Source organism: Actinacidiphila sp. bgisy160 (assembly GCF_057707815.1).
Genome location: NZ_JBYIQW010000002.1, coordinates 302,064 through 321,137 on the forward strand (window position 1 = coordinate 302,064; position 19,074 = coordinate 321,137).

Annotated in this window: 17 protein-coding genes and 1 pseudogene; 12 read left to right on the forward strand and 6 right to left on the reverse strand. The window is 73.1% G+C overall.

Annotated features, from left to right (window positions below; translation table 11 throughout):
- Positions 1–18 precede the first annotated feature (18 nt).
- Positions 19–807 carry an ABC transporter ATP-binding protein gene (locus tag AC3EUJ_RS04170; protein ID WP_431959528.1) on the forward strand — a complete coding sequence of 263 codons (789 nt, stop codon included), beginning with the start codon at positions 19–21 and terminating at the stop codon, positions 805–807.
- Positions 804–2,372, forward strand: coding sequence for a transporter (locus AC3EUJ_RS04175; protein ID WP_431959529.1), 1,569 nt, complete (start codon positions 804–806; stop codon positions 2,370–2,372). The genes AC3EUJ_RS04170 and AC3EUJ_RS04175 overlap by 4 nt, the downstream gene beginning before the upstream one ends.
- A 66-nt stretch (positions 2,373–2,438) precedes the next feature.
- Here AC3EUJ_RS04175 and AC3EUJ_RS04180 read toward each other — a convergent pair whose 3' ends face one another.
- Positions 2,439–3,740 (reverse strand): maleylpyruvate isomerase N-terminal domain-containing protein, encoded by a 1,302-nt coding sequence (locus AC3EUJ_RS04180; RefSeq protein ID WP_431959530.1) that lies wholly within the window; start codon positions 3,738–3,740, stop codon positions 2,439–2,441.
- Positions 3,737–4,285: a sigma-70 family RNA polymerase sigma factor gene (locus tag AC3EUJ_RS04185; protein ID WP_431959531.1), complete on the reverse strand. Its 549-nt coding sequence runs from the start codon at positions 4,283–4,285 to the stop codon at positions 3,737–3,739. Before AC3EUJ_RS04185 ends, AC3EUJ_RS04180 begins: the two co-directional genes overlap by 4 nt.
- 219 nt (positions 4,286–4,504) lie before the next feature.
- Here AC3EUJ_RS04185 and AC3EUJ_RS04190 point away from each other — a divergent pair, with 219 nt between their 5' ends.
- The 3 genes from AC3EUJ_RS04190 to AC3EUJ_RS04200 all read left to right on the forward strand — a co-directional run bounded on the left by AC3EUJ_RS04190 (position 4,505) and on the right by AC3EUJ_RS04200 (position 8,138).
- Positions 4,505–4,882, forward strand: coding sequence for an STAS domain-containing protein (locus tag AC3EUJ_RS04190; protein ID WP_431959532.1), 378 nt, complete (start codon positions 4,505–4,507; stop codon positions 4,880–4,882).
- A 242-nt stretch (positions 4,883–5,124) separates the two neighbouring features.
- Complete coding sequence (locus AC3EUJ_RS04195) at positions 5,125–6,543, forward strand: glycosyltransferase (protein WP_431959533.1); 1,419 nt, start codon at positions 5,125–5,127, stop codon at positions 6,541–6,543.
- Between the two features lie 206 nt (positions 6,544–6,749).
- Positions 6,750–8,138 (forward strand): cellulose binding domain-containing protein, encoded by a 1,389-nt coding sequence (locus AC3EUJ_RS04200; protein ID WP_431959534.1) that lies wholly within the window; start codon positions 6,750–6,752, stop codon positions 8,136–8,138.
- Positions 8,139–8,166: 28 nt separating this feature from the next.
- On the opposite strand, the gene AC3EUJ_RS04205 is transcribed toward AC3EUJ_RS04200, so the two are convergent.
- On the reverse strand, positions 8,167–9,270 hold the full coding sequence (locus AC3EUJ_RS04205; RefSeq protein ID WP_431959536.1) for a tetratricopeptide repeat protein: 1,104 nt from the start codon (positions 9,268–9,270) through the stop codon (positions 8,167–8,169).
- Between the two features lie 621 nt (positions 9,271–9,891).
- Between AC3EUJ_RS04205 and AC3EUJ_RS04210 the strand changes: the two genes are divergently transcribed.
- A complete protein-coding gene (locus AC3EUJ_RS04210; protein WP_431959537.1) occupies positions 9,892–10,365 on the forward strand; it encodes an ATP-binding protein in 474 nt (157 codons plus the stop codon).
- Between the two features lie 39 nt (positions 10,366–10,404).
- Positions 10,405–10,521: pseudogene (locus AC3EUJ_RS04215) on the forward strand (Zn-dependent alcohol dehydrogenase); the annotation flags it as partial.
- A gap of 15 nt (positions 10,522–10,536) precedes the next feature.
- Here AC3EUJ_RS04215 and AC3EUJ_RS04220 read toward each other — a convergent pair.
- Entirely contained in the window at positions 10,537–11,562 is a 1,026-nt protein-coding gene (locus AC3EUJ_RS04220) for a GlxA family transcriptional regulator (RefSeq protein ID WP_431959538.1), read from the reverse strand.
- A 70-nt stretch (positions 11,563–11,632) separates the two neighbouring features.
- On the opposite strand from AC3EUJ_RS04220, the gene AC3EUJ_RS04225 reads away from it, so the two are divergent.
- Together AC3EUJ_RS04225 and AC3EUJ_RS04230 are read left to right on the forward strand one after the other, a co-directional pair.
- Positions 11,633–12,970: an MFS transporter gene (locus AC3EUJ_RS04225; RefSeq protein ID WP_431959539.1), complete on the forward strand. Its 1,338-nt coding sequence runs from the start codon at positions 11,633–11,635 to the stop codon at positions 12,968–12,970.
- A 162-nt stretch (positions 12,971–13,132) separates the two neighbouring features.
- Positions 13,133–13,759 (forward strand): hypothetical protein, encoded by a 627-nt coding sequence (locus tag AC3EUJ_RS04230; RefSeq protein ID WP_431959540.1) that lies wholly within the window; start codon positions 13,133–13,135, stop codon positions 13,757–13,759.
- Positions 13,760–13,993: 234 nt separating this feature from the next.
- Here AC3EUJ_RS04230 and AC3EUJ_RS04235 read toward each other — a convergent pair whose 3' ends face one another.
- Positions 13,994–15,187, reverse strand: coding sequence for a flavin-containing monooxygenase (locus AC3EUJ_RS04235; RefSeq protein WP_431959541.1), 1,194 nt, complete (start codon positions 15,185–15,187; stop codon positions 13,994–13,996).
- Positions 15,188–15,629: 442 nt separating this feature from the next.
- Between AC3EUJ_RS04235 and AC3EUJ_RS04240 the strand changes: the two genes are divergently transcribed.
- The 3 genes from AC3EUJ_RS04240 to AC3EUJ_RS04250 all read left to right on the forward strand — a co-directional run bounded on the left by AC3EUJ_RS04240 (position 15,630) and on the right by AC3EUJ_RS04250 (position 18,165).
- Positions 15,630–16,181 carry a GNAT family N-acetyltransferase gene (locus AC3EUJ_RS04240; RefSeq protein ID WP_431959542.1) on the forward strand — a complete coding sequence of 184 codons (552 nt, stop codon included), beginning with the start codon at positions 15,630–15,632 and terminating at the stop codon, positions 16,179–16,181.
- Positions 16,182–16,468: 287 nt separating this feature from the next.
- Entirely contained in the window at positions 16,469–17,299 is an 831-nt protein-coding gene (locus AC3EUJ_RS04245) for a glycoside hydrolase domain-containing protein (protein WP_431959543.1), read from the forward strand.
- 365 nt (positions 17,300–17,664) lie between these two features.
- Positions 17,665–18,165, forward strand: a complete 501-nt coding sequence (locus tag AC3EUJ_RS04250; protein WP_431959605.1) for a nitroreductase/quinone reductase family protein — start codon at positions 17,665–17,667, stop codon at positions 18,163–18,165.
- A gap of 86 nt (positions 18,166–18,251) precedes the next feature.
- Here AC3EUJ_RS04250 and AC3EUJ_RS04255 read toward each other — a convergent pair whose 3' ends face one another.
- Positions 18,252–18,899 carry a TetR/AcrR family transcriptional regulator gene (locus AC3EUJ_RS04255; RefSeq protein ID WP_431959544.1) on the reverse strand — a complete coding sequence of 216 codons (648 nt, stop codon included), beginning with the start codon at positions 18,897–18,899 and terminating at the stop codon, positions 18,252–18,254.
- Positions 18,900–19,074: the final 175 nt, after the last annotated feature.

The following is a 19,074-nucleotide window of genomic DNA, read 5'->3' on the forward strand; positions in this document are numbered from 1 at the left end:
TCGGCATAGGCTGGTCGAATGCCGAACGCATCCGTCGCGCCCGCCGTACGCGTCCATGGGCTGTGGAAACGCTTCGGGCCGCAGATCGCCGTGGCCGGAATCGATCTGGCCCTGCCCGCCGGGCACTTCGTGGGACTCGTGGGGCCCAACGGGGCGGGCAAGACCACGACCCTGTCGATGGTGACGGGGCTGCTGCGGCCCGACGACGGCCTCATCGAGGTCGGCGGCGCCGACGTCTGGCGCGATCCGGTCGCCGTGAAGTCCCGCATCGGCGTCCTGCCCGAGGGGCTGCGTCTCTTCGAGCGGCTCACCGGCCGCGAACTGCTGGCGTACACCGGCCGGCTGCGCGGCATCCCCGGCGCGGAGACCGACCGCAGGGCCGCCCAGTTGCTCGACGTCCTCGACCTGGCCGGCTCCGCGGGCAAGCTCGTCGTGGACTACTCGACGGGCATGCGCAAGAAGATCGGCCTGGCCGCGGCGCTGCTGCACAATCCCGAAGTGCTCTTCCTGGACGAGCCCTTCGAGGGGGTCGACCCTGTCTCCGCCCAGGTGATCCGCGGGGTGCTGGAGCGGTACACCGGGTCCGGGGCGACCGTCGTCTTCTCCTCGCACGTCATGGAGCTGGTGGAGAGCCTGTGCGACTGGGTGGCCGTGATGGCCGCGGGCCGGATCGTGGCCCAGGGCCCGCTCGCCGAGGTGCGCGGGCGGGCGCCGACGCTGCAGGACGCCTTCCTGACCCTGGTGGGCGCCCGCGACCGCGGACCGGGGCAGGACCTGGACTGGCTCGGCGGGGCGAGCCGGTCGTGACCGGCACCTTCGTACGGCTCAAGCTGGCGGTCGTCCGCAATGGGCTGCGCCAGTCGGCCGGACGCCGGGCCGGCTGGATCATCGGCACCCTGGTGTCCCTGCTGTACGCGCTCGGCCTGAGCGTGGGACTCGTCGCCCTGCGCGGGAACGACTACGCGCCCGCGGCGGCCATCGGCGCCGGGGTAATGCTCGGCGTCGGCTGGACCGTGATGCCGCTGTTCGTCTTCGGCGGTGACGACACCCTGGACCCCACCCGGCTGGCCATGCTGCCACTGCGGCCGCGGCCGCTGATCCGGGCCCTGCTGGTGTCCTCGCTGGTCGGCGTCGGGCCGCTGCTCACGCTCCTGGTGTCGGCCGGAGCGGCGGTGTCCGTCGTGGCGGGTGCCGCCTCGGTGGTGGCGGCGGTGCTCGCGGTGCCGCTGGCCGTGCTGCTGTGCGTGGCCCTCTCGCGGGCCGTCGCCACGGCCAACACCCGGCTGCTGACCAGCCGCAAGGGGCGCGACCTGGCGGTGCTCAGCGGCGTGGTGATCGCGGTGGGCGCCCAGTTGGTCAGCCTGGGCGCCAACGCGCTCAGCTCCGGGCACGGTCTGGAGCGGATCAGCGCGCTCGCCTCGGTGCTGCGCTGGGTGCCGCCCGCGTCGGCGCTGGACGCGGTGCGGTCGGCGGGGGAGGGCGCGTACGGGCTCGCGGTCGCCGAACTTCTCTGGGCCGGGGCCGTGCTGGGGCTGGTGCTCACGTGGTGGCACCGCAGCCTGGACCGGCTCATGTCCCGCCCGGACGCCTCCACTGTGCAGGCGGGCCCGTCCGGCGTCCGGGAGACCCGGTTCCGGCTGTTCCCCGAGGGGCGCACCGGCACCGTCATGGAGCGCCAGTTCCGCTACGCCTGGCGCGATCCGCGGACCAAGGCCGCCTGGGTCACCGCCCTGGCCGTGGGGTTGCTCCTGCCGTTCGTCTCGGCGATCCAGGACGGCAGCGTCTACACCGCCTGCTGGGCGGCCGGACTGCTCGGGCTGCAGATGTACAACCAGTTCGGCATGGACGGCTCCGCCTTCTGGACGGTCGCCGCGACCATCTCCTCCCGCACGGACGCGTACGCGGAGCTGCGCGGGCGGGCCCTGGCGATCGCGGTGGTGGGCGTCCCGTACGTGGCCGTCGTCACCGTCGGCGCGGCCCTGCTGCTGGGGCGCGCCGACGCGGTCGCCGAGACGCTCGGGCTCTCCTTCGCTCTGCTGGGGGCGCTGATCGCCACCGGCGCCTGGGCGAGCGTGCGCTTCCCCTACTCCATGCCGCAGGAGAACCGCTTCGGCAGCGCCGCCGCGCCGGGCCAGACGGGCCTGGCCTGGCTCAGCCTCGTCGGGGGCGCGATGACGGGTGCGCTGATCACGCTTCCCGTGCTCGGCCTGCTGATCTGGCTCCACGTCTCGGGGCGGCACGGGGCGCTGTGGCTGGTCCTGCCGCTGGGCTGCCTCTACGGGGCCGCGTTCGCGGTGCTGGGGGTCCGTACGGCGGCTCCCCGCCTGCTGGGCCGGCTGCCGGAGGTGCTGGCGGCGGTGAGCAAGGGGTAGGTGCCGCCGGTGGGCCCGTGCGGCACCCGGGCGGGGGCCCTGGAGGCTTCTTGGGTTCGACACGCCCTAGAGGCGGGACAACGATGCCGTGGCGTACAGGACGTCCCGGATCGCCGCGCGGTCCCCGTCGCGCCCGGCGGCGATGCGGCCGGGGGAGATGTGGCCCGCGGCCAGTTGGCAGAAGTCGAGCCGGTCGACGGCGATCTCGGCGACCACCGCCTCGGGGGTGCCGATCGCGCCGGGCGAGTCCAGGGAGATGTACCAGTGGCCGCCGCCGGAGCCCTCGACGTGCAGGTCGAGGGTGCGACCGGGGGCGCCGGCCCGGACGAGACGGGCGGTGGACTCGGCCAGCCCCGCCTGGCGGAGCGCGGCCAGGGCGGTGGGCAGCATCCGGGCCGCGAGGTCGATCATGCGGTTGAGGTGCGGCGCCGCGGGCGGCCCGTACTCGGGGTAGTCCAGGGCCTGCGCGATGTCCTCGGCGTGGATCCAGCACTCGAAGGCGCGGTCGATCAGGGCGTCCCGCATCGGCACGACGGCGTCGGCGAAGTCCACGGGCAGCCCGCCGGTCGCGGAGCCGGCGAAGGACAGCGTCCGCACGATGTCCCGGGTCTGGGTGCGCCACTTGTTGCGGACGAAGGCGTGCGTGTGGCGGCGGCAGCGCTCCCCGGCGAGCTCGGTGCGCTCCAGGCGCGTGCGGGGCGCGCCCGGGCCGAGCGGGTCGTCGAGTCCGAGCGCGGTGGCCACGATGCCGTCCACCGAGCCGAGATGGGCGAGGACGCCGCAGAGCGTCAGCTCGCGCGCCCCGCCCGCCCAGACGAGCTTGACGGGCAGGTCCCACTCGGGCTCGCCGAGGTCGGTGAGGAGCGCGTCGAGGCGCGCGGTCTCGGCGTCGTACGGCGAGGCCCACTCGGGGACGGGGATGCGGGCCGGGCGGCGGCCCAGACAGCCCTCCAGGACGCGGGCGCGCAGCAGCGGGTCGAGGTCGAGGGACTCCTCTTGGTGCAGCAGCCCCACCGCGCGGCGCAGGCGCACCGACTCCTCGGCGCAGGGCGCGCAGTCGGTGAGGTGGACCTCGACGGCACCGGCCTCGTCACGGGAGCAGGCCGACAGCGCCCATGCGCCGAGCAGGGAGCGCAGCACGCGGTGGTCGTACTCCGCGGGTCCGGGCGGTACGGGCGGCTTCACGGGTTCGCGCTCCGGTCCGCGCGCCACCTCCGCCGCGCCGCGCGCGGGCGCGTCCGGTGAGGACGGGGGCAGGCACAGGACCTCCGGCAGCGGGCCGTCCTCGGCGGCGCCGCGCGGCATCGGCACCCGGGGCAGGTTGGTCCCGGGCGGGGGCGTCTCGTCGTTCTCGGCCGGTCCGTTCACAGGGACCTGCCCTGGGACGGGGAGTCGTGCACGGCGGTGGACAGCAGTTGGAGCCCGAGCCGGAGGCGGCGGCGTGCCTCGTCCTCGGTGACCCCGAGGTCGGCGGCGGCCTCGCGGTAGTCCATGCGGCGGCGGTAGGCGAGGTCGAGGGCCTGGCGCAGGGGTTCGGGCATGGAGGTCACGATGTAGTCGGCGCGGGCGGCCGTCGATGCCTCCCGGACCCGGGCCTCGACCTGCTCCGGGGTGCCGGCGCCGCGGTTCTCGGACTGGCGCAGCCGGTGGACCGCCTGGCGCTGGGTGAGGCCGGCGATCCAGGAGCGCAGCGACCCCTGCCTGGGGTCGTAGGCGTCCGGGTTCTCCCAGATGTAGCCGAAGACCTCACGGGTGATCTGGGCGGCGGCCTCCTCGTCGTCCATGACGCGGTGGGCGAGGCTGTGCACCAGGGAGGCGTAGCGGTCGTACAGCTCTCCGAGCGCGGCCTCCTCGCCGCGCGCGAGGCGCTGTTGCATCTTGCGGTCCCAGCGGGGTGGTGCGGATGCCGCCATCGCGTCTCCCCCTTTGTCACCGTCGCCCGACTACGGTCGCACTGCCTCGGATCGAATGTATCCGCCGATTGCTGCCACGTACGACGCCTTGCGGCAAGCTTCTGCCGTAACTGATCGATTCTGGTAGTGCGTTATCCGGGTGTGACCGGAAGATTGCGGGGAAGCGGCTCTGGCGGGGCATAGGGTCTGTACGACCGCTGCCGGGAGAAGGGCCAGACAGTGGCATTGCAGGTGCTGCAGGGCGAACAGGACGGTTGGGTGATCCTGACCGTTTCGGGGGAAATGGATCTCGTGACCGCTCCGGTGGTGCGCCAGCACGTGCACGACGCGGTGGCCGACGGGCGCCACAGCGTGGTGCTGGACCTGGCCGGGGTCCACTTCTGCGACTCCAGCGGTGTGGGTGTGCTGATCGCCGCCCGGCGACTGATGCGGTCCTGCGCCGGGCAACTGCGGCTGATCCTCCCGCGGAACAGTCCCGCGGACGGCGTCGCCCACGTCAACCGGGTACTGGCCGCCCTCGGCGTGCGCCGGCTCTTCGAGGTGTTCCCCGACCTGGAGGCCGCCACCGACGATGCGGCCCGGCCCCTGTCGGCCTAGGTCCTTCCGGCGCGCCGCTCGGTGGGCGCGCGGGCTCGCCAAGTGCTGTGTGAGGACTTTCACATCATCTGTCCGCTTCGCCCATCAGGCGCTGGTAGAGGCCTGATTGCAGACTTGCGGGCGGAATCTGTGGAGAACGCACCTTTCGCCGGCCCTTCGCCCGGGTTACCTTCGTGCGCAGAACACGTGTTCAAGGTTCTGTCCGGCGGGTGGGGGCGTTCGTACGGAGGTCTCCACTGCCCATGCTCGATCTCGCGGGTGCATGGGACCACCTCTCGTGGTCCCTGCGTCATGTGCACTGGTACGGAGTGACCGTCGGTTCCCTCCTCGCCGTCAAGCTGCTGCTCTCCATCCGCCGGCGCCGCCGTCCGGAGCTCACGTTCGACAAGCCGGTGACCCGGCTCCGCATCCACGGCGTGATCACGGTCTACAACGAGGCCCCGGCCATGCTGCGCGGCTGCCTGGAGTCCGTCCTGGCGCAGACCCTGCTGCCGCACTCCCTCACCGTGGTCGACGACTGCTCCAAGGACCACTCGGCGCGTGCCCTGATCGAGGAGATGCGCCCGCAGTTCCGGCGCGCGGGGGTCCGGCTCGACTTCGTCCGCTTCCCCGACAACCGCGGCAAGCGCCACGGACTGGCCGCGGGCTTCGGGCAGGAGCCGCTCGCGGACGTGTACCTGTGCGTCGACTCCGACACGCTGCTCGACCGGCACGCCGTCGCGGAGCTCGCCCGGCCCTTCACGAAGCGCCGGGTCCAGTGCGTCACCGGGCTGGTGCTCGCGCACAACCGCGGCACCAACCTCCTGACCCGTCTGATCGACATGCGGTACGTCAACGCCTTCCTCGGCGAGCGGGTCGCCTACTCCCGCCTCGGCTCGGTGCTCTGCGCCTGCGGGTCGCTGGCCATGTACCGCGGGTGGGTCGTCCGCAAGCACCTCGACGACTTCCTCGGCCAGCGGTTCCTCGGCCGCCCCGCGACCTTCGGGGACGACCGGCGGCTGACGTACTACTGCCTCACCGAGGGGCTCTCCCTGATCCAGCCGTCGGCCGTCGGCTACACCGACGTCCCGGAGCGCCTCGGCCACTACGTGCGCCAGCAGATCCGCTGGGGCAAGTCGTTCATCCGTGAGGGCTTCCTGCTCCTCGCCAAGTTCCGGCTGCACCGCATGTACTGGTGGCTGAACCTCGTCGAGCTGGTGACCTGGGCGGCCTTCACCGCGGGGCTGCTCGCGGCGCTCGTCGCCGTCCTGGTGCACCCGCGGGGCTGGACGCTGCTGGCCGGCTACCTCGCCTACATGTGCGTCATGGCCTGGGTCCGCTCCGTCCACTACCTGCGCGGCGCCGCGCAGGTGAGGATCGCCGACCGGGTACTGACGTTCCTCGCCGCCCCGCTGTACGCCCTGCTCAACATCGGCCTGCTGCTGCCGCTGCGGCTGTGGTCCCTGGCGACGCTGCGACGCACCAACTGGGGCACCCGGGCCCGGATCGAGGTCGGCGGCGCCCACGACGACGTTGCCTTCCAGCCCGCCGGGCAGCCCCACCTCCCGCACCAGCGCCCGGAGCCCGCCGGGGACGAGTGGGACCCGTGGGACCCGTCCGCGCACACCGGGACCCCGTCGGCGTTCGGCACCGCCGGCGCCGTGCGCGACGCCGCCTCCTAGGCCCGTTCGTTCCGCCGCCGGGTCCGGCCGCTTCCCGGAGACCGCATCGACCGCATCGACCGCTTCCCGGAGACCGCATGGCGTGCCCTCGGCATCGCCCCTCCACCGCGCTAGGAGCTTTTGTGGGTTCTGCCCGCCCCCCTGTCCGCCCTTGTGTCCGGCCCGGCCGCCCCGCCCCCGCCGGACGCGGGAAGCGGCGGAGCCCCGTGTGGAGGGTCGCGGGGTACCTGCTGCTGGCGGCGGCCGTCGGCGCGGGCGTCACGGCGCTCCATCCCGTGTGGCGCGAGGCGCACCGGCCGCCCCCGGAGCTCACCGTCCGCTACAAGGCGGGCACCCCGGCGTCCGCCGCCACGGCCCGGCCGTGGCTGGAGGTCGTCAACACCTCCGGCCACCGGGTGCGCCTGGCCGACGTGGCGGTCCGGTACTGGTTCACGCAGGACGGCGGCTCCCCGTACGCCTTCAACTGCGTACAGGCCGCGATGGGCTGCTCGAACGTCGACGGCAGGACCGTGGCCGTGGACCGTCCGGTCCCGGCCGCCGACCACTACCTCGAGATCACCTTCTCGAAGGCCGCGGGCACCCTGGCCCCGGGCGCGAAGAGCGGCGCCATCGGGGTGCAGCTGTACCGTCCCGGCGGGAAGGTGGACCAGCGCGACGACCGGTCGTTCAGCCCCGGCCACGACACCTTCCAGGCGTCGAAGCTGGTGACCGGCTACCTGGACGGCAGGCGCGTCTGGGGCGACGAGCCCGCCGGCGCCGCCCCCACGTCCCCCCAGGGCGCCGCGGCGGGCGCGGCACGGCCCGCGCCGCCCTCCGGGATCGTCTTCGACGACTTCCGGTACAGCGGCCCCCGCGACCCGGCGCTGCGCGCCCACGGCTGGCTGGTCCGCACCAGCGGTGGCGGCCCCGGCATCCACGACACGTGGTCGGCGGGAGGCGTCGGCTTCCCCGCGGACGGGGACGCCCTGGGCGGCCAGGTCCTGCGGCTGCGCGCCGCCACCGACGGGACGCGGCGCGGCACCAGCCAGGCCGAGGTGCACACCACCGGCACGAAGTTCCTGACCGGGACCTTCGCCGCCCGGATCCACTTCACGGACGAACCGGCCAGCGGCCGAAACGGCGACCACGTCAACGAGACCTTCTACATGATCTCGCCCCACCACCACGCCGAGTACAGCGAGCTCGACAACGAGTACCAGCCGAACGGGGGCTGGGGCGCCCCCGGCCCGAGGCTCGACACGACGACCTGGCGCAGCGCCAGGGAGGGGGACCGGGTCACCCGGGCCACGCATTCCAGCCTCAGGGGGTGGCACACGCTGGTCACCACGGCCGCGCACGGCGTGGTGACCTACAGCCTCGACGGGCACGAGCTGTTCCGCACCGAGGGCAAGTACTACCCGACCCAGAACATGTCCGTGAACTTCAACGCCTGGTTCGTGGACCTGCCGTTCACGGGGAAGCGCACCTGGGACATGCGGGTCGACTGGTTCTACCACAACGCCAGGAAGGCCCAGTCCCTGACGGAGGTGGACAAGGCGGTCCACGGCCTCGCCGCGGGCGGCACGGGCTACGTGAACACGGTTCGCGAGCCCTGAGCCGGTGGGGCGGCGAGGCCGGCCCGCGTCAGGAGTCGGCCGGGGCCGGGCCCAGCGTCGTGGTGCCGATCGCCGCGCGGTGGCCCAGGCCCGTCCGGTAGGCGTCCAGTGCGGCCTCCACCCGGCCCGAACGGCGCAGCAGGTCGCCCAGCAGCCGGCAGATGTCCGCCAGGTCGCCGGCGGCCCCCGCGCGTTCCAGCAGCGCCAGGGCGGACACGTAGTGCTCCTCCGCGGCCTCCGGGTCGCCGCGCTCCTCCGCCAGCAGCCCGAGCAGCCGGTGCGCCCCGCCGGCGTGGACGGCGCCGCGCCACGGGCCCAGCTCGTCCAGCAGCCGGGTCAGCAGCTCCTCGGCCTCGGCCGGCTTGCCGCGCCGTCGCAGCACGTCCGCCAGCTCCACCTCGACCTGCACCGTGAACAGCACTGACCGGCCGGCGGACAGCATGTCCCGGGCGGTGCGCAACTCGCGCTCGGCCTGCTCCAGGTCGCCGTCCTGGGAGTGGACGTAGCCCCGCATCCAGTGGCAGTGGGCCAGGTCCGTGTGCAACTCCAGCCGCTGGAACAGCTCCTGGGCCTTCGCCAGGGACGCCTCGGCCTCGCCGGTGCGCCCCGCGACGATCAGGGTGCGGGCGATGCTGCGGTGCATCTGGGCGACCAGCGCCGGATCGCCCGCCCCCGGGGCGAGATTGAGCGCCTGCTCGGCGGCGTGCGCGGCCCGGGCGTAGGCGCCCAGGTCGGTGTACGGCCCGATGGACGCGATGTACAGCATCAGCAGGGCGTCGGGGTCGGGGCGGGCGCCGTCGGAGACGGTCTGCCGCTCGAGCCGGGTGATGCCCTCCTCCAGCAGATGGGACGCGTACCGCACCTCACCCGCCAGCAGATGGGACACGGCCCGGCCGCGCAGCGCCGCGGCGCGCCGGGCGTCCGGGGCCGCTGGGTCCGCGGCCAGCAGCCGTTCGGCGGTTTCGAAGTGGAGCCGTGCCTGGTCCAGTTCGCCCGCGTCCAGGGCGGCGTCTGCCAGCCGGAGCAGTTCGAGGGGATCCTGCGGGCCGTCCTGCGGGCCGCTTTCCGGAACTGTGCCGGGACCTTCCTCCAGGCCGTCCCGCGCCCGGTCCTGGCCGTCCTGTGTGCCCACCGTGACCCTTCCCCTCTGGAACTCTTGCGGAGGAGGGTAACGCGGCTTTGCGCCGGACGTGCCTCACGCTTTCGTAAAGCGCTCCCTGAGCTTGTACTTCAGGACCTTGCGCAGGTCTCTTCCCGCGGCAGGGCGTCCACCGCCTCGAGCCGTTGGGGCGGTTTGCGGACGGCCGGGCCCACGGCGGAGTGTGAGGACAGGATCGCGGAGAGTCTCCCCGGTGATGCTTTTTGCGGTGTTGAGTCCGTGATGGCCGATTCGTCACGGATAAAGGGTTCCCGAGTGCCGATATCGGGTTGTGTCCGAGGTGTGACTTGTCACGCCATGGAGTCGGAGCCCGCCTCGGGTACGCTCCATCGGGTGCGTGTGGTGGCGAAACGCGACGGATGCGGCAGTGGCGGGGTCTCGGTGCCCGGTGAGCTGCCTGCACCGGGCTGTTCGATTTCGACCCGTAATGAGCCCCGCACAGTATGCGGCACTCGTACCCCCTCGCGCTGGAATATGCCCGAAGCGCTTGTTGCGGTGACTGCGGGTCAATCATGCTGGGTCGCGAAGAGGTCACGTACGGTGACCCTGCCGAGGCGCGAGGCGATGTGTCCGCCGGTTCGGATGGTGTGAGCGGTGCAGGTGCTCCAGGTTCAACTTGAGGTCGGTCCCGACCCCGCAGAGGTGGGGCGGGCCCGCCGGTGGGCCCGCTCGCGTCTCGCGGGCTCCGGTATAGGAGCCGACGAGCCGGTCGCCGAGACGCTGATCCTGCTCATCTCCGAACTGGTCACCAACGCCGTTGTGCACACCGGCTGTCCCGCCGTGCTGCGGATGCTCTTCCGCTCCTCCGGTGCCGCGCGGAGCGGCGAACAGGAGACCGTGCGCGTCGAGGTGGCCGACACCAGTGACTCGCCGCCCCGCCCGAGGCACGCCGACAACGACGAGACCGGCGGCCGGGGACTGGAACTCGTGGACGGCCTCGCGGACCGCTGGGGCTGGCAGCGCGAGGGCGCCGGCAAGCAGATCTGGTGTGAGATCGACCGCTGTGAGCGCCCCGCGATCGTCCCCGCGCAATCCATGGGCGGGCTGCTCCGCCGCCCCGCCTTCTGACCTGACCGGACCGTACGGGCCGCCCGTCGGAAACTTTGGCAGGGCCGGCTCCCGCTGGACGAACTCGTCATCGGAACCTACCCGGTGGAGGACTTCGTCAAGGCGGCGGAGCGCGCCCGGGGCGGCCGCGTGGCGCGGGGCTTGCTGACCTCTTGACCTTCCCGGCGCTTGTCAGAACGCCGCCGTCGCCCGGAAGGTGCGCCGGTAGGCGCTGGGTGAGACGCCGAGGACGGCCTGCAGATGCTGCCGCATGGAGGCCGCCGTGCCGAACCCGGCCTGCCGGGCGACCTGGTCGACCGACAGGTCGCTGGACTCCAGGAGGTGCCGGGCGTGCTCGACGCGCTGCTGCGCCAGCCACTGCCCGGGGCTGGTGCCCATCTCCTCCCGGAAACGACGGGTGAAGGTGCGCACGCTCATCGCCTCGCGCTCGGCCAGCTCACGCAGCGTCAGAGGCTGGTCGAGCCGGTCCAGCGCCCAGGAGCGTGCCGCCGCCGTGGTGGCCTGCTGGGGCTGGGGGACGGGCCGCTGGATGTACTGGGCCTGCCCGCCTTCCCGGTGCGGCGGCACGACCGTACGGCGTGCGCTGGCGTTGGCCACCGCGATGCCGTGGTCACGGCGTACGAGGTGCAGGCACAGGTCGACGCCCGAGCCGACGCCCGCGGAGGTGAGGATCGCGCCGTTGTCGACGTACAGGACGTCCGGCTCGACGCGCACCTGGGGGAAGAGCCTTTGGAAGTGGTCCGTGCTCGACCAGTGCGTGGTGGCGCGCAGACCGTCCAGATAGCCGGCCGCGGCCAGGAAGTACGAGCCGGTGCAGATGGAGACGAGCCGGGCTCCGGGGCGGACCCGGGCGAAGGCGGCCGCCATCTCCTCGGGCAGGCGGCCCTCCGTGTGCGCGACGGAGCGCTCGTGGGCGGCGGGGACGATGACGGTGTCGGCCGTCTCCAGGACCTCGGGTCCGTGGGCGACGTGGATCTCGAAGTCGGCGTCGGCGCGTACCGCCCCGGGGCCGTAGGGGGAGCAGGTCACCACTTCGTACAGATCGACTCCGTCGCGGTCCCTCGCGCCGCCGAAGATGCGGTGCGGGATGCCCACTTCGAAGGGGATCACGCCGTGCTGCACCAGGACGACCACCCGGTGGCGCACCGGTGTGCCGGTATCGGCGGTCCGCGAAAACATCTCCATGGATGCGGTCATGGCCCGATCCTTGCACAACATGGCCATCCGGCCACTCGTTCCGTGAGAAGCGATGCCGGATGCTGACCTGGTGACGCAGACTCCCGAGCTTCCCGCGCAGTCCCTGGCCGACAGGGTCCCCGCCGCCGATTCCCGGCCGTTCCGCACACCCCGGATCCACCGCGCGTGGTCGGTGGCCGCCGCCGCCTTCGTCGCGCTCATCGGCGCCGCGGGCTTCGCCTCCCTGCCCGGACTGCTCATCGAGCCGCTGAACGGCGAGTTCGGCTGGTCGAGGGGCATGATCGGACTGGCCGTCTCCGTCAACCTCGCGCTCTACGGGCTGACCGCGCCGTTCGCCGCCGCACTCATGGACCGCTTCGGCATCCGCCGCGTCGTGGCGGCCGCACTCCTCACCATCGCGACCGGAGCCGGCCTGACCGTCTTCATGACCGCGAGCTGGCAGCTGGTGCTCCTGTGGGGTGTGCTCGTCGGGCTGGGCAGCGGCTCCATGGCCCTGGCCTTCGCGACCACCGTCACCAACCGCTGGTTCGAGCACCGGCGCGGCCTGGTCACGGGCATCCTGACGGCGGCCGGCGCGGCAGGGCAGCTGATCTTCCTTCCCCTGCTCTCCGTCATCATCGAGAACGCGGGCTGGCGCGCCGCGGCGCTCACTGTCACGGGTGCCGCGCTCCTCGTCGCGCCCGTGGTCTACCTGCTGCTGCGGGACCACCCGGCCGACGTGGGCCTGGCCCCGTACGGCGCCAAAAAGTTCATGCCGAAGCCGCCGCCGGTGACGGGGGCGGCCACGCGGGCGGTCAAGGCGCTGTTCAACGCCGCCCGCGGTGGCCCGTTCTGGCTGCTGGCCGGAACCTTCGCGATCTGCGGTGCCTCGACGAACGGCCTGGTCAAGACGCACTTCGTGCCGGCATCGCACGATCACGGGATGCCGGTGACGGCCGCCGCGTCCCTGCTCGCGGTGATCGGCATCTTCGACATCGTGGGCACCGTCGCCTCCGGCTGGTTCACCGACCGCTTCAGCCCGCGGCGGCTGCTGGCCACCTATTACGGGCTGCGCGGACTGTCGCTGATGTTCCTGCCGGTGCTCCTGGGCGACTCGGTCCACCCGCCCATGGTGTTGTTCATCGTCTTCTACGGCCTGGACTGGGTCGCCACCGTGCCGCCCACCATCGCCCTGTGCCGCGAGTTCTACGGCGCCGACAGCGCCATCGTCTTCGGCTGGGTGCTCGCCTCCCACCAGGTGGGCGCCGCCCTGGTGGCGTTCCTCGGCGGCGCGGCGCGCGACGTCTTCGGCTCCTACGACGTGGTCTGGTACTCCTCCGGGGCGCTGTGCGCCGTGGCGGCGCTCATGGCGCTGGTGATCCGGCGGCACCCGACCCCGGGCACGGGGACGCTGCCCCTCGCGGCATAGCCGGCGTGGCTCCGGAGCCGCCGGCGGCCTTCGCGGCACAGCGCCGGGACGTGAGCACCCCCCTACGCCGACCTTCCGCTCACGATCCCACGGGAAGTGACGTTCCGTCAGAGATGAGGGGCGCGCGGGGGACGGTCCGGGACGCCGCGTACCGTGCCGGTTATGGGATGGAGTGCGGGGTGGGGGTCCCTGGCGCGGACCGCGGTCGACCCGTGGGGCGATACCGGACGCGCGGCGGCGGTGTCGACGTACTGCGCGGTGGCGGTGGTCGCGCAGACGGTCCACTTGGCGCTGCTTCCGTCCCTGAAGTCCTCGGAACACGCCTTCGACGAGCCCTTCGCCCTCTGCGTGCTGCCGCTGGCCCTGATCCCCCTGTGGGCCTGCGCGGTGGCCGCCTCCCTCCTGCACGCCCTGCCGGCGACGGTCCTGGGACTGCGGCTCGCGGCGCGCACCGGTCGTCCCCGCTGGCTCTGCCTGCTGGCGGCGGAGGTGGCGACTGCCGCCGTCCTGGCGGTGCATGTGGTGTGGCTCGGCGGTCCGTACCCGCTCGCGTGGCTGTGCGTCGCGGGTGCCGGGGCGGCGCCGGTCCTGGTCACCTCGTTCTACGCGGGCCGTCGGGACCCGGAGGGCAGGACCGGGTGGGCGCGTCAGCGGCAGGTCGCCTTCCAGATCTCTGTTGTGTCGATCGCCGTGATCGGCCTCGTCCTCGCGGGCGGTCTACTGGCCTACGGCACCGGACTGCTGGAGGAGTACCGGCCACCGCCCGGGGCCGGGGCACCCGGCGAGTGAGCCGTCTCGCTGTCACCGTCCACGGAAGTCCGGCGGGCGGCGTTCGAGGAAGGCGAGCCGGCGACCGGTGGCCGGGCCGGGGCCGGCAGGGCAGCGGCGTCCTGGAGTTCATGACGTCGCGTCAGGAACAGGCGGGGCGCGAGGAGCCTGTGCGCCCCGCGGGAAGGCGGCCCGGCCGGCTGAGGGGGAGAGGGGCGGCCCACACCCCCTCGATTGCCCGCCGCGCGGCGTTCGCTACCGCCGCGCCACCGCCTTGGCGATCCGGCGCGCGTCGATGGCCATTTCGCGGAACATGCCGCTGATGGGATTGGTGAACCCGGTGAAGTACAGACCGGGAGCGTTCTTGGGGCTGCGGCGGCCGTGTGCCAGGGGCCGGCCCCGCTCGTCGAGGACGCCGAGATGACCGACCAGCGGTTCCAGGCCGCGGCGGTAGCCGGTGGCCGCGACCACGGCGTCCGGGGTGATCCGCGTGCCGTCGGCGAGCAGGACCTCATGTCCGTCGAAACCCTCGACGGCGGCCACGGGCTCGACCTTCCGCGACCGGACGGCGTCGACGATGCCGACGTCCTGGACGGGGATGGAGCCCTCCCGCACCCGCGAGTAGAGGCCGTTGTCCGGGCGCGGGAGCCCGTACGCCGACAGGTCCGGCACGGAGACGCGCTCCACGTAGGGCGCGATCGTGTCGACCAGCCTCGTCGGGAGGCGGCGGACCATGATGCCGGTGCGCTGCGCGGGCCACCCGGCGGTGGAGCGGCGCATGATGTGCGGGGGCGTCCGCACCGCCAGCCGGACGCGGGCCGCGCCGGACTCGGCGAGGTCGACGGCGATCTCGGCGCCGGTGTTGCCCACGCCCACGACCAGGACGTCCCGGTCCTCGTAGGCCCGGCCGTTGCGGTAGCGGGAGGCGTGCAGCAACTCCCCGTCGAAGGTGTCCCGCCCGGGCCAGTCCGGCACGTGCGGCGAGTGGTTGTAGCCGGTGGCGACGACGACGCTCCGCGCGGTCAGCCGGCGCCCTCCGGTGGCCGGGAGCACCCAGCCCGCCGCCGGGTCCTCCGCGGGCTCGACGCGCCCGACCTCTATGCCGGTGGCGACGTCCAGCTCGTGGAACTCGGCGTACTGCTCCAGGTAGCGGACGACGTCGTCGCGGCCCACCCAGCGGCCGTACGCCCGGGGGATCCCGAGGCCCGGCAGCGCGGACAGGCGTCTGGTCGTGTGCAGCCGCAGCCGGTCGTAATGGCCACGCCAGGAGGCACCCACCGCGTCCGACCGTTCGACGACCAGGGTGCGCACGCCCCGGTGTCGCAGCGAGGCGGCGACGGCGAGGCCGCCGGGGCCCGCGCCGACGACGATCGCGTCCGGCGCGGCCGTGCTCGGTATGGGGGTGGCGGCGGATGCGGAGGTACCGGCGGATGCCGAGGTGTCGGTCATGGCTGCTCCCGTGCCTGCAGGGTGAGGTCACTCCGGAAGGTAGCGCGCTTTCGCCCCGGCGCCATGCGGAGGCGTGACCGCACGCGGTCGGCAGACTGAGTGTCAAATTCCTTTTCCTCGAAGGCATGTGACGCGGACGGTCCGGCCGGCCGACGCCGAATGGCTCGCCGTCCTGCGTATCGGCCTCGGGTTGTGGTGGCTGGGAAGCCGGCGGCACAAGGACAAGAGGGGCCGGTTCGAGCCGCGCACCGGCATCGCCTGGGCCGCGGTCGTCGGTCTCACCGGGGGGCCGCGCAGCATGGCGGCAACCGTCGGCCGCGCCTGGGACGCGCTGGGCGTAGGCATGGCCTGCGCGTCTGCCCTCGCCCCGCGGCCACCGACGAGGGGATCGCGATACCTGTCTTCCGTCCGCCCGGGCGGCGTCCTTTGCTTCAATGAGGGCGTGCTGAAGCCGGTGGAGTTGGAAGCGTACGGACTGCTGCTCAGACCCTGGGAGGAGACGCCCGGCGATCTGGACGCGGCACTGCGCGGCCTCGCCGACCCGGATTTCCGCCGCTGGAACACCGCGCACGCCCCCGAGCCCGACGAGGCCGGGGCGCGGGCGTTCCTGGGGCGCCGGCGCGACGGCTGGGCGGCCGGCGACCTCGCATCGTTCGCCGTCACCGAGGCCGGGGTCGTAGTCGGCCAGGCCGGCATAGGGATGATCGACCAGGCCATGCGCGGGGCACGCGTCAGCTACTGGCTGCTCCCCGAGGCCCGTGGGCGCGGCCTCGCCTCCCGGGCCCTGGAGGCGGTGACCCGGTGGGCCTACCGCGATCTGGGGCTGCACCGGCTGGAACTGGGCCACGCCGTGGGCAACGAGTCCTCCTGCCGTGTCGCGGGGCGCTGCGGTTACCTCCTCGAAGGCGTGCTGCGCGACGCGATGGTCGACCTGTCGGGCGCGCTGCGCGACGTCCACCTGCACAGCCGCCTCGCGACCGACCCGCGTCCCTGACCCGCGTCTTCGAGCCCGCGTCCCCGGCCCCTCGGCGGAGATTTGCCGTGCCTTGGCGGAATCTTGTGCCGATCGGGACATGTGCTTTCCCGATCACGGTGTGCGGATTGGCTAGGGTGCGATCCGCCCCTCGCGCGCCGCGGACCCGTACGCCGGTGAATCCGTGCGCCGCGCGGCCGCCGTACTCCGTGCCGCGCCCAGTGCCGCACGCGTGCCGCGCCGGGGGCCTCAGCAGTCCTGCAAGGCGCACCCGGTGCGGTGCGCCCCGTGTCATGAATGGGGTGGGGATGTCCGGTCACCGGATGTCGAAGAAGCGTCGTTACATCGCATGGGCGGTGGCGGCGGCCGCGGTGCTCGTGGGCGGTGGCGTGGCCGCGGAGGCCTCGATGGCGACCACGGTGTCGCGCCCGGCGCCCAAGGTCTACACGGGGCGGGCGTTCGACACGTGCGCGGCGCCGTCCGCGTCGGCGATGAAGGCGTGGCACACCGGGTTCTACGGCGCGGCGGCGGTGTACGTCGGCGGCAGGAACCGGGGCTGCGCGCAGCCGAACCTGACTGCCTCCTGGGTCAAGTCGGTCAGTGCCACGGGCTGGAAGCTGATCCCGCTCTACGTGGGCGCGCAGCCGCCGTGCCAGACCAGCCGCAACCCGGAGAAGCTGACCGCCTCCACCGCCGCCTCGCTCGGCGCGACGGACGGCGCGGACGCGGTGGCCAAGGCGTCGGCGCTGGGGATGAAGGCCGGCAGCCCGGTGTACTTGGACATGGAGTCGTACGACGTCGCCAACACCTCGTGCAACAACGCGGTGCTCACGTACATCCGGGCGTGGGACAAGGCGGTGCACGCCAAGGGGTACTGGGCAGGCTTCTACGGCTTCCGCAGCTCCAGCGCGAAGGCCGTCGCCACGGCGACGAACCGCACCGACCTGCCGGACATCCTCTGGTACGCGCTGTGGGACGGGCACAAGACCACGACCACCGACTGGCCGTTCTCCACGTCGCTGTGGACCGGGCACCGCCGCGGCCACCAGTACATGGTCAACAGCAAGGAGTCCCGCGGCGGTTACGCCATCACCGTGGACCGCAGCTACTGGGACGCCCCGGTCGCCGTCACCGGCTGACGCCCGAAGCGAGGCGCCGCGGCGGGACGCAGGGCCCCGCGGCGCCCCGCGTCGAACTGTGCGACGTCCCAGCGGAGCCCCCGGGCGGGGAGGCGGCCGGCGTTCCGCGCCCCGCACTGGCCCGTACGGGTGTCCTGGCGGCCGCCGCGGCGCGTGGAGTACGTCGGGGCCAGGGAACAGTTCGGGTGGCCCGCCCGGCCGCCTCCGGCGAACGTCCCTTCGGCCCCGTGCACGCCCTGCGGGCCCACGCGGCCGAACGCGTGGGCCTGTTCGCGGCCACGACCGAGGAGGGCGGCGGCATGAGCGCGCTGCGGACCGTCATGCAGAAGGTGTCCTCGACCGGGCGTTCGCCGGGGTCGGGCCGCATGTTCGTCCCGGCGGTCGCCCGGTTCGTGCACCGGGCGACCCGCGGCAGGGTGCTGCCCAGCGCGTGGCTGCTGCCCGGGGTGGCGCTCACCAGCACCGGCGTGCGCGGCGGTCCGCCCCGGTGCGCCCCGCCGGCGTGCATGCGCGAGGAGGGCGGGACGTTCGTGCTGGTCGGCAGCAACGTCGGGGGTACGGATCATCCGGCGTGGACGGGGGACCCGCTGAGGCATCCCGACGTCGAGGTGAGCCGGCGCGCGGCCGGGACATCCCCGTACGGGCCCCGTTGCCGGCGGGCGAGGGGCGCGAGTCGGTGTGGGCGGCGCTGGTGGAGTTCCGGCCCTCGTACGCGGCCTATGCGCGGCGCGCGGAGCGGCGGATCCGGCTGTTCCGGCTCGTCCCCGGGGAACCGGGCGGTGGCGCGGCCGTGCGGCCGCGGCGCGAAGTCCCCGGAAAGGACAACGCGGGCGCCTGGGCCGGCAACCTCCCCCGAGGACCGGTAGGCGCCCGCGTCGTTGCAGGCAGGACTTCGACTTGAGCGTAGGTGTAGATCAACAATGCCGCCGGAGGCGGGCGTCGGCGACGGGCGTCACCGCGTCGGCTTCTTGCCCGTCACACCGAGGTGCACCAGCAGCGAGAGGTTCGGCTTCAGCTCGGCTTGCTTGACGCCCCAGCTCTGGAAACCCTTCTGGTGCGCGGCGACCGCGGCGAGCATGGCCACGAGGGATCCGGCGACGGCTGCCGGGCTGACATCCTTGTCGACCCGGCCCTTGCCCTGGAGCTCCTTGATCGAATCGGAAAGGGAGTTGGTGAGGGGGTTGAGGATCCTCATGCGGATCTTGTAGAACCGCTTGTCCCCTTCGGCGGCGCCCAGGTCGACGACGCGCAGGATGGCGTCGTGCTTGCGCCAGAAGGAGAGGAAGCCCTCGACCAGTTCCTCCGCCGCCGCGGCGCCGGACTTGCCGGCCCAGGAACGGCCGGCGACGAGGTCCGTCAGCGCGGCCCCCTCCTTGGCCATCTCCTCGGCGAGCTCGAGGACGGCGCCCTCGACGTCGGGGAAGTACTGGTAGAACGTTGCGGGGGAGGTACCCGCCATCCGGGCGACGTCGATCACCTTGACGTCCCGGTACGGCGACGTGCTGAGCATTTCGCCGAGGCAGTCGAGCAGCTTCTGCCGCGTCGCCTGTCCCCGGCGGCCTGCCACACGGCCGTCGACGGTGCGAACTTGTCCTGTCATGCCGTCAGTTTACGGGCTGGTGATCAGCGCGCGATTCGATGCATGCAAATGGGGAAGGTCATGTGTTCGATTTCTCCTCGGGCGCGGCGGGGGATCCGTCGATAACGTGTCAAGCCAGACACTCCGTCGATCCACGCGAATCCCCACGTGAATCGGGATCGCCAGCCGCATCATC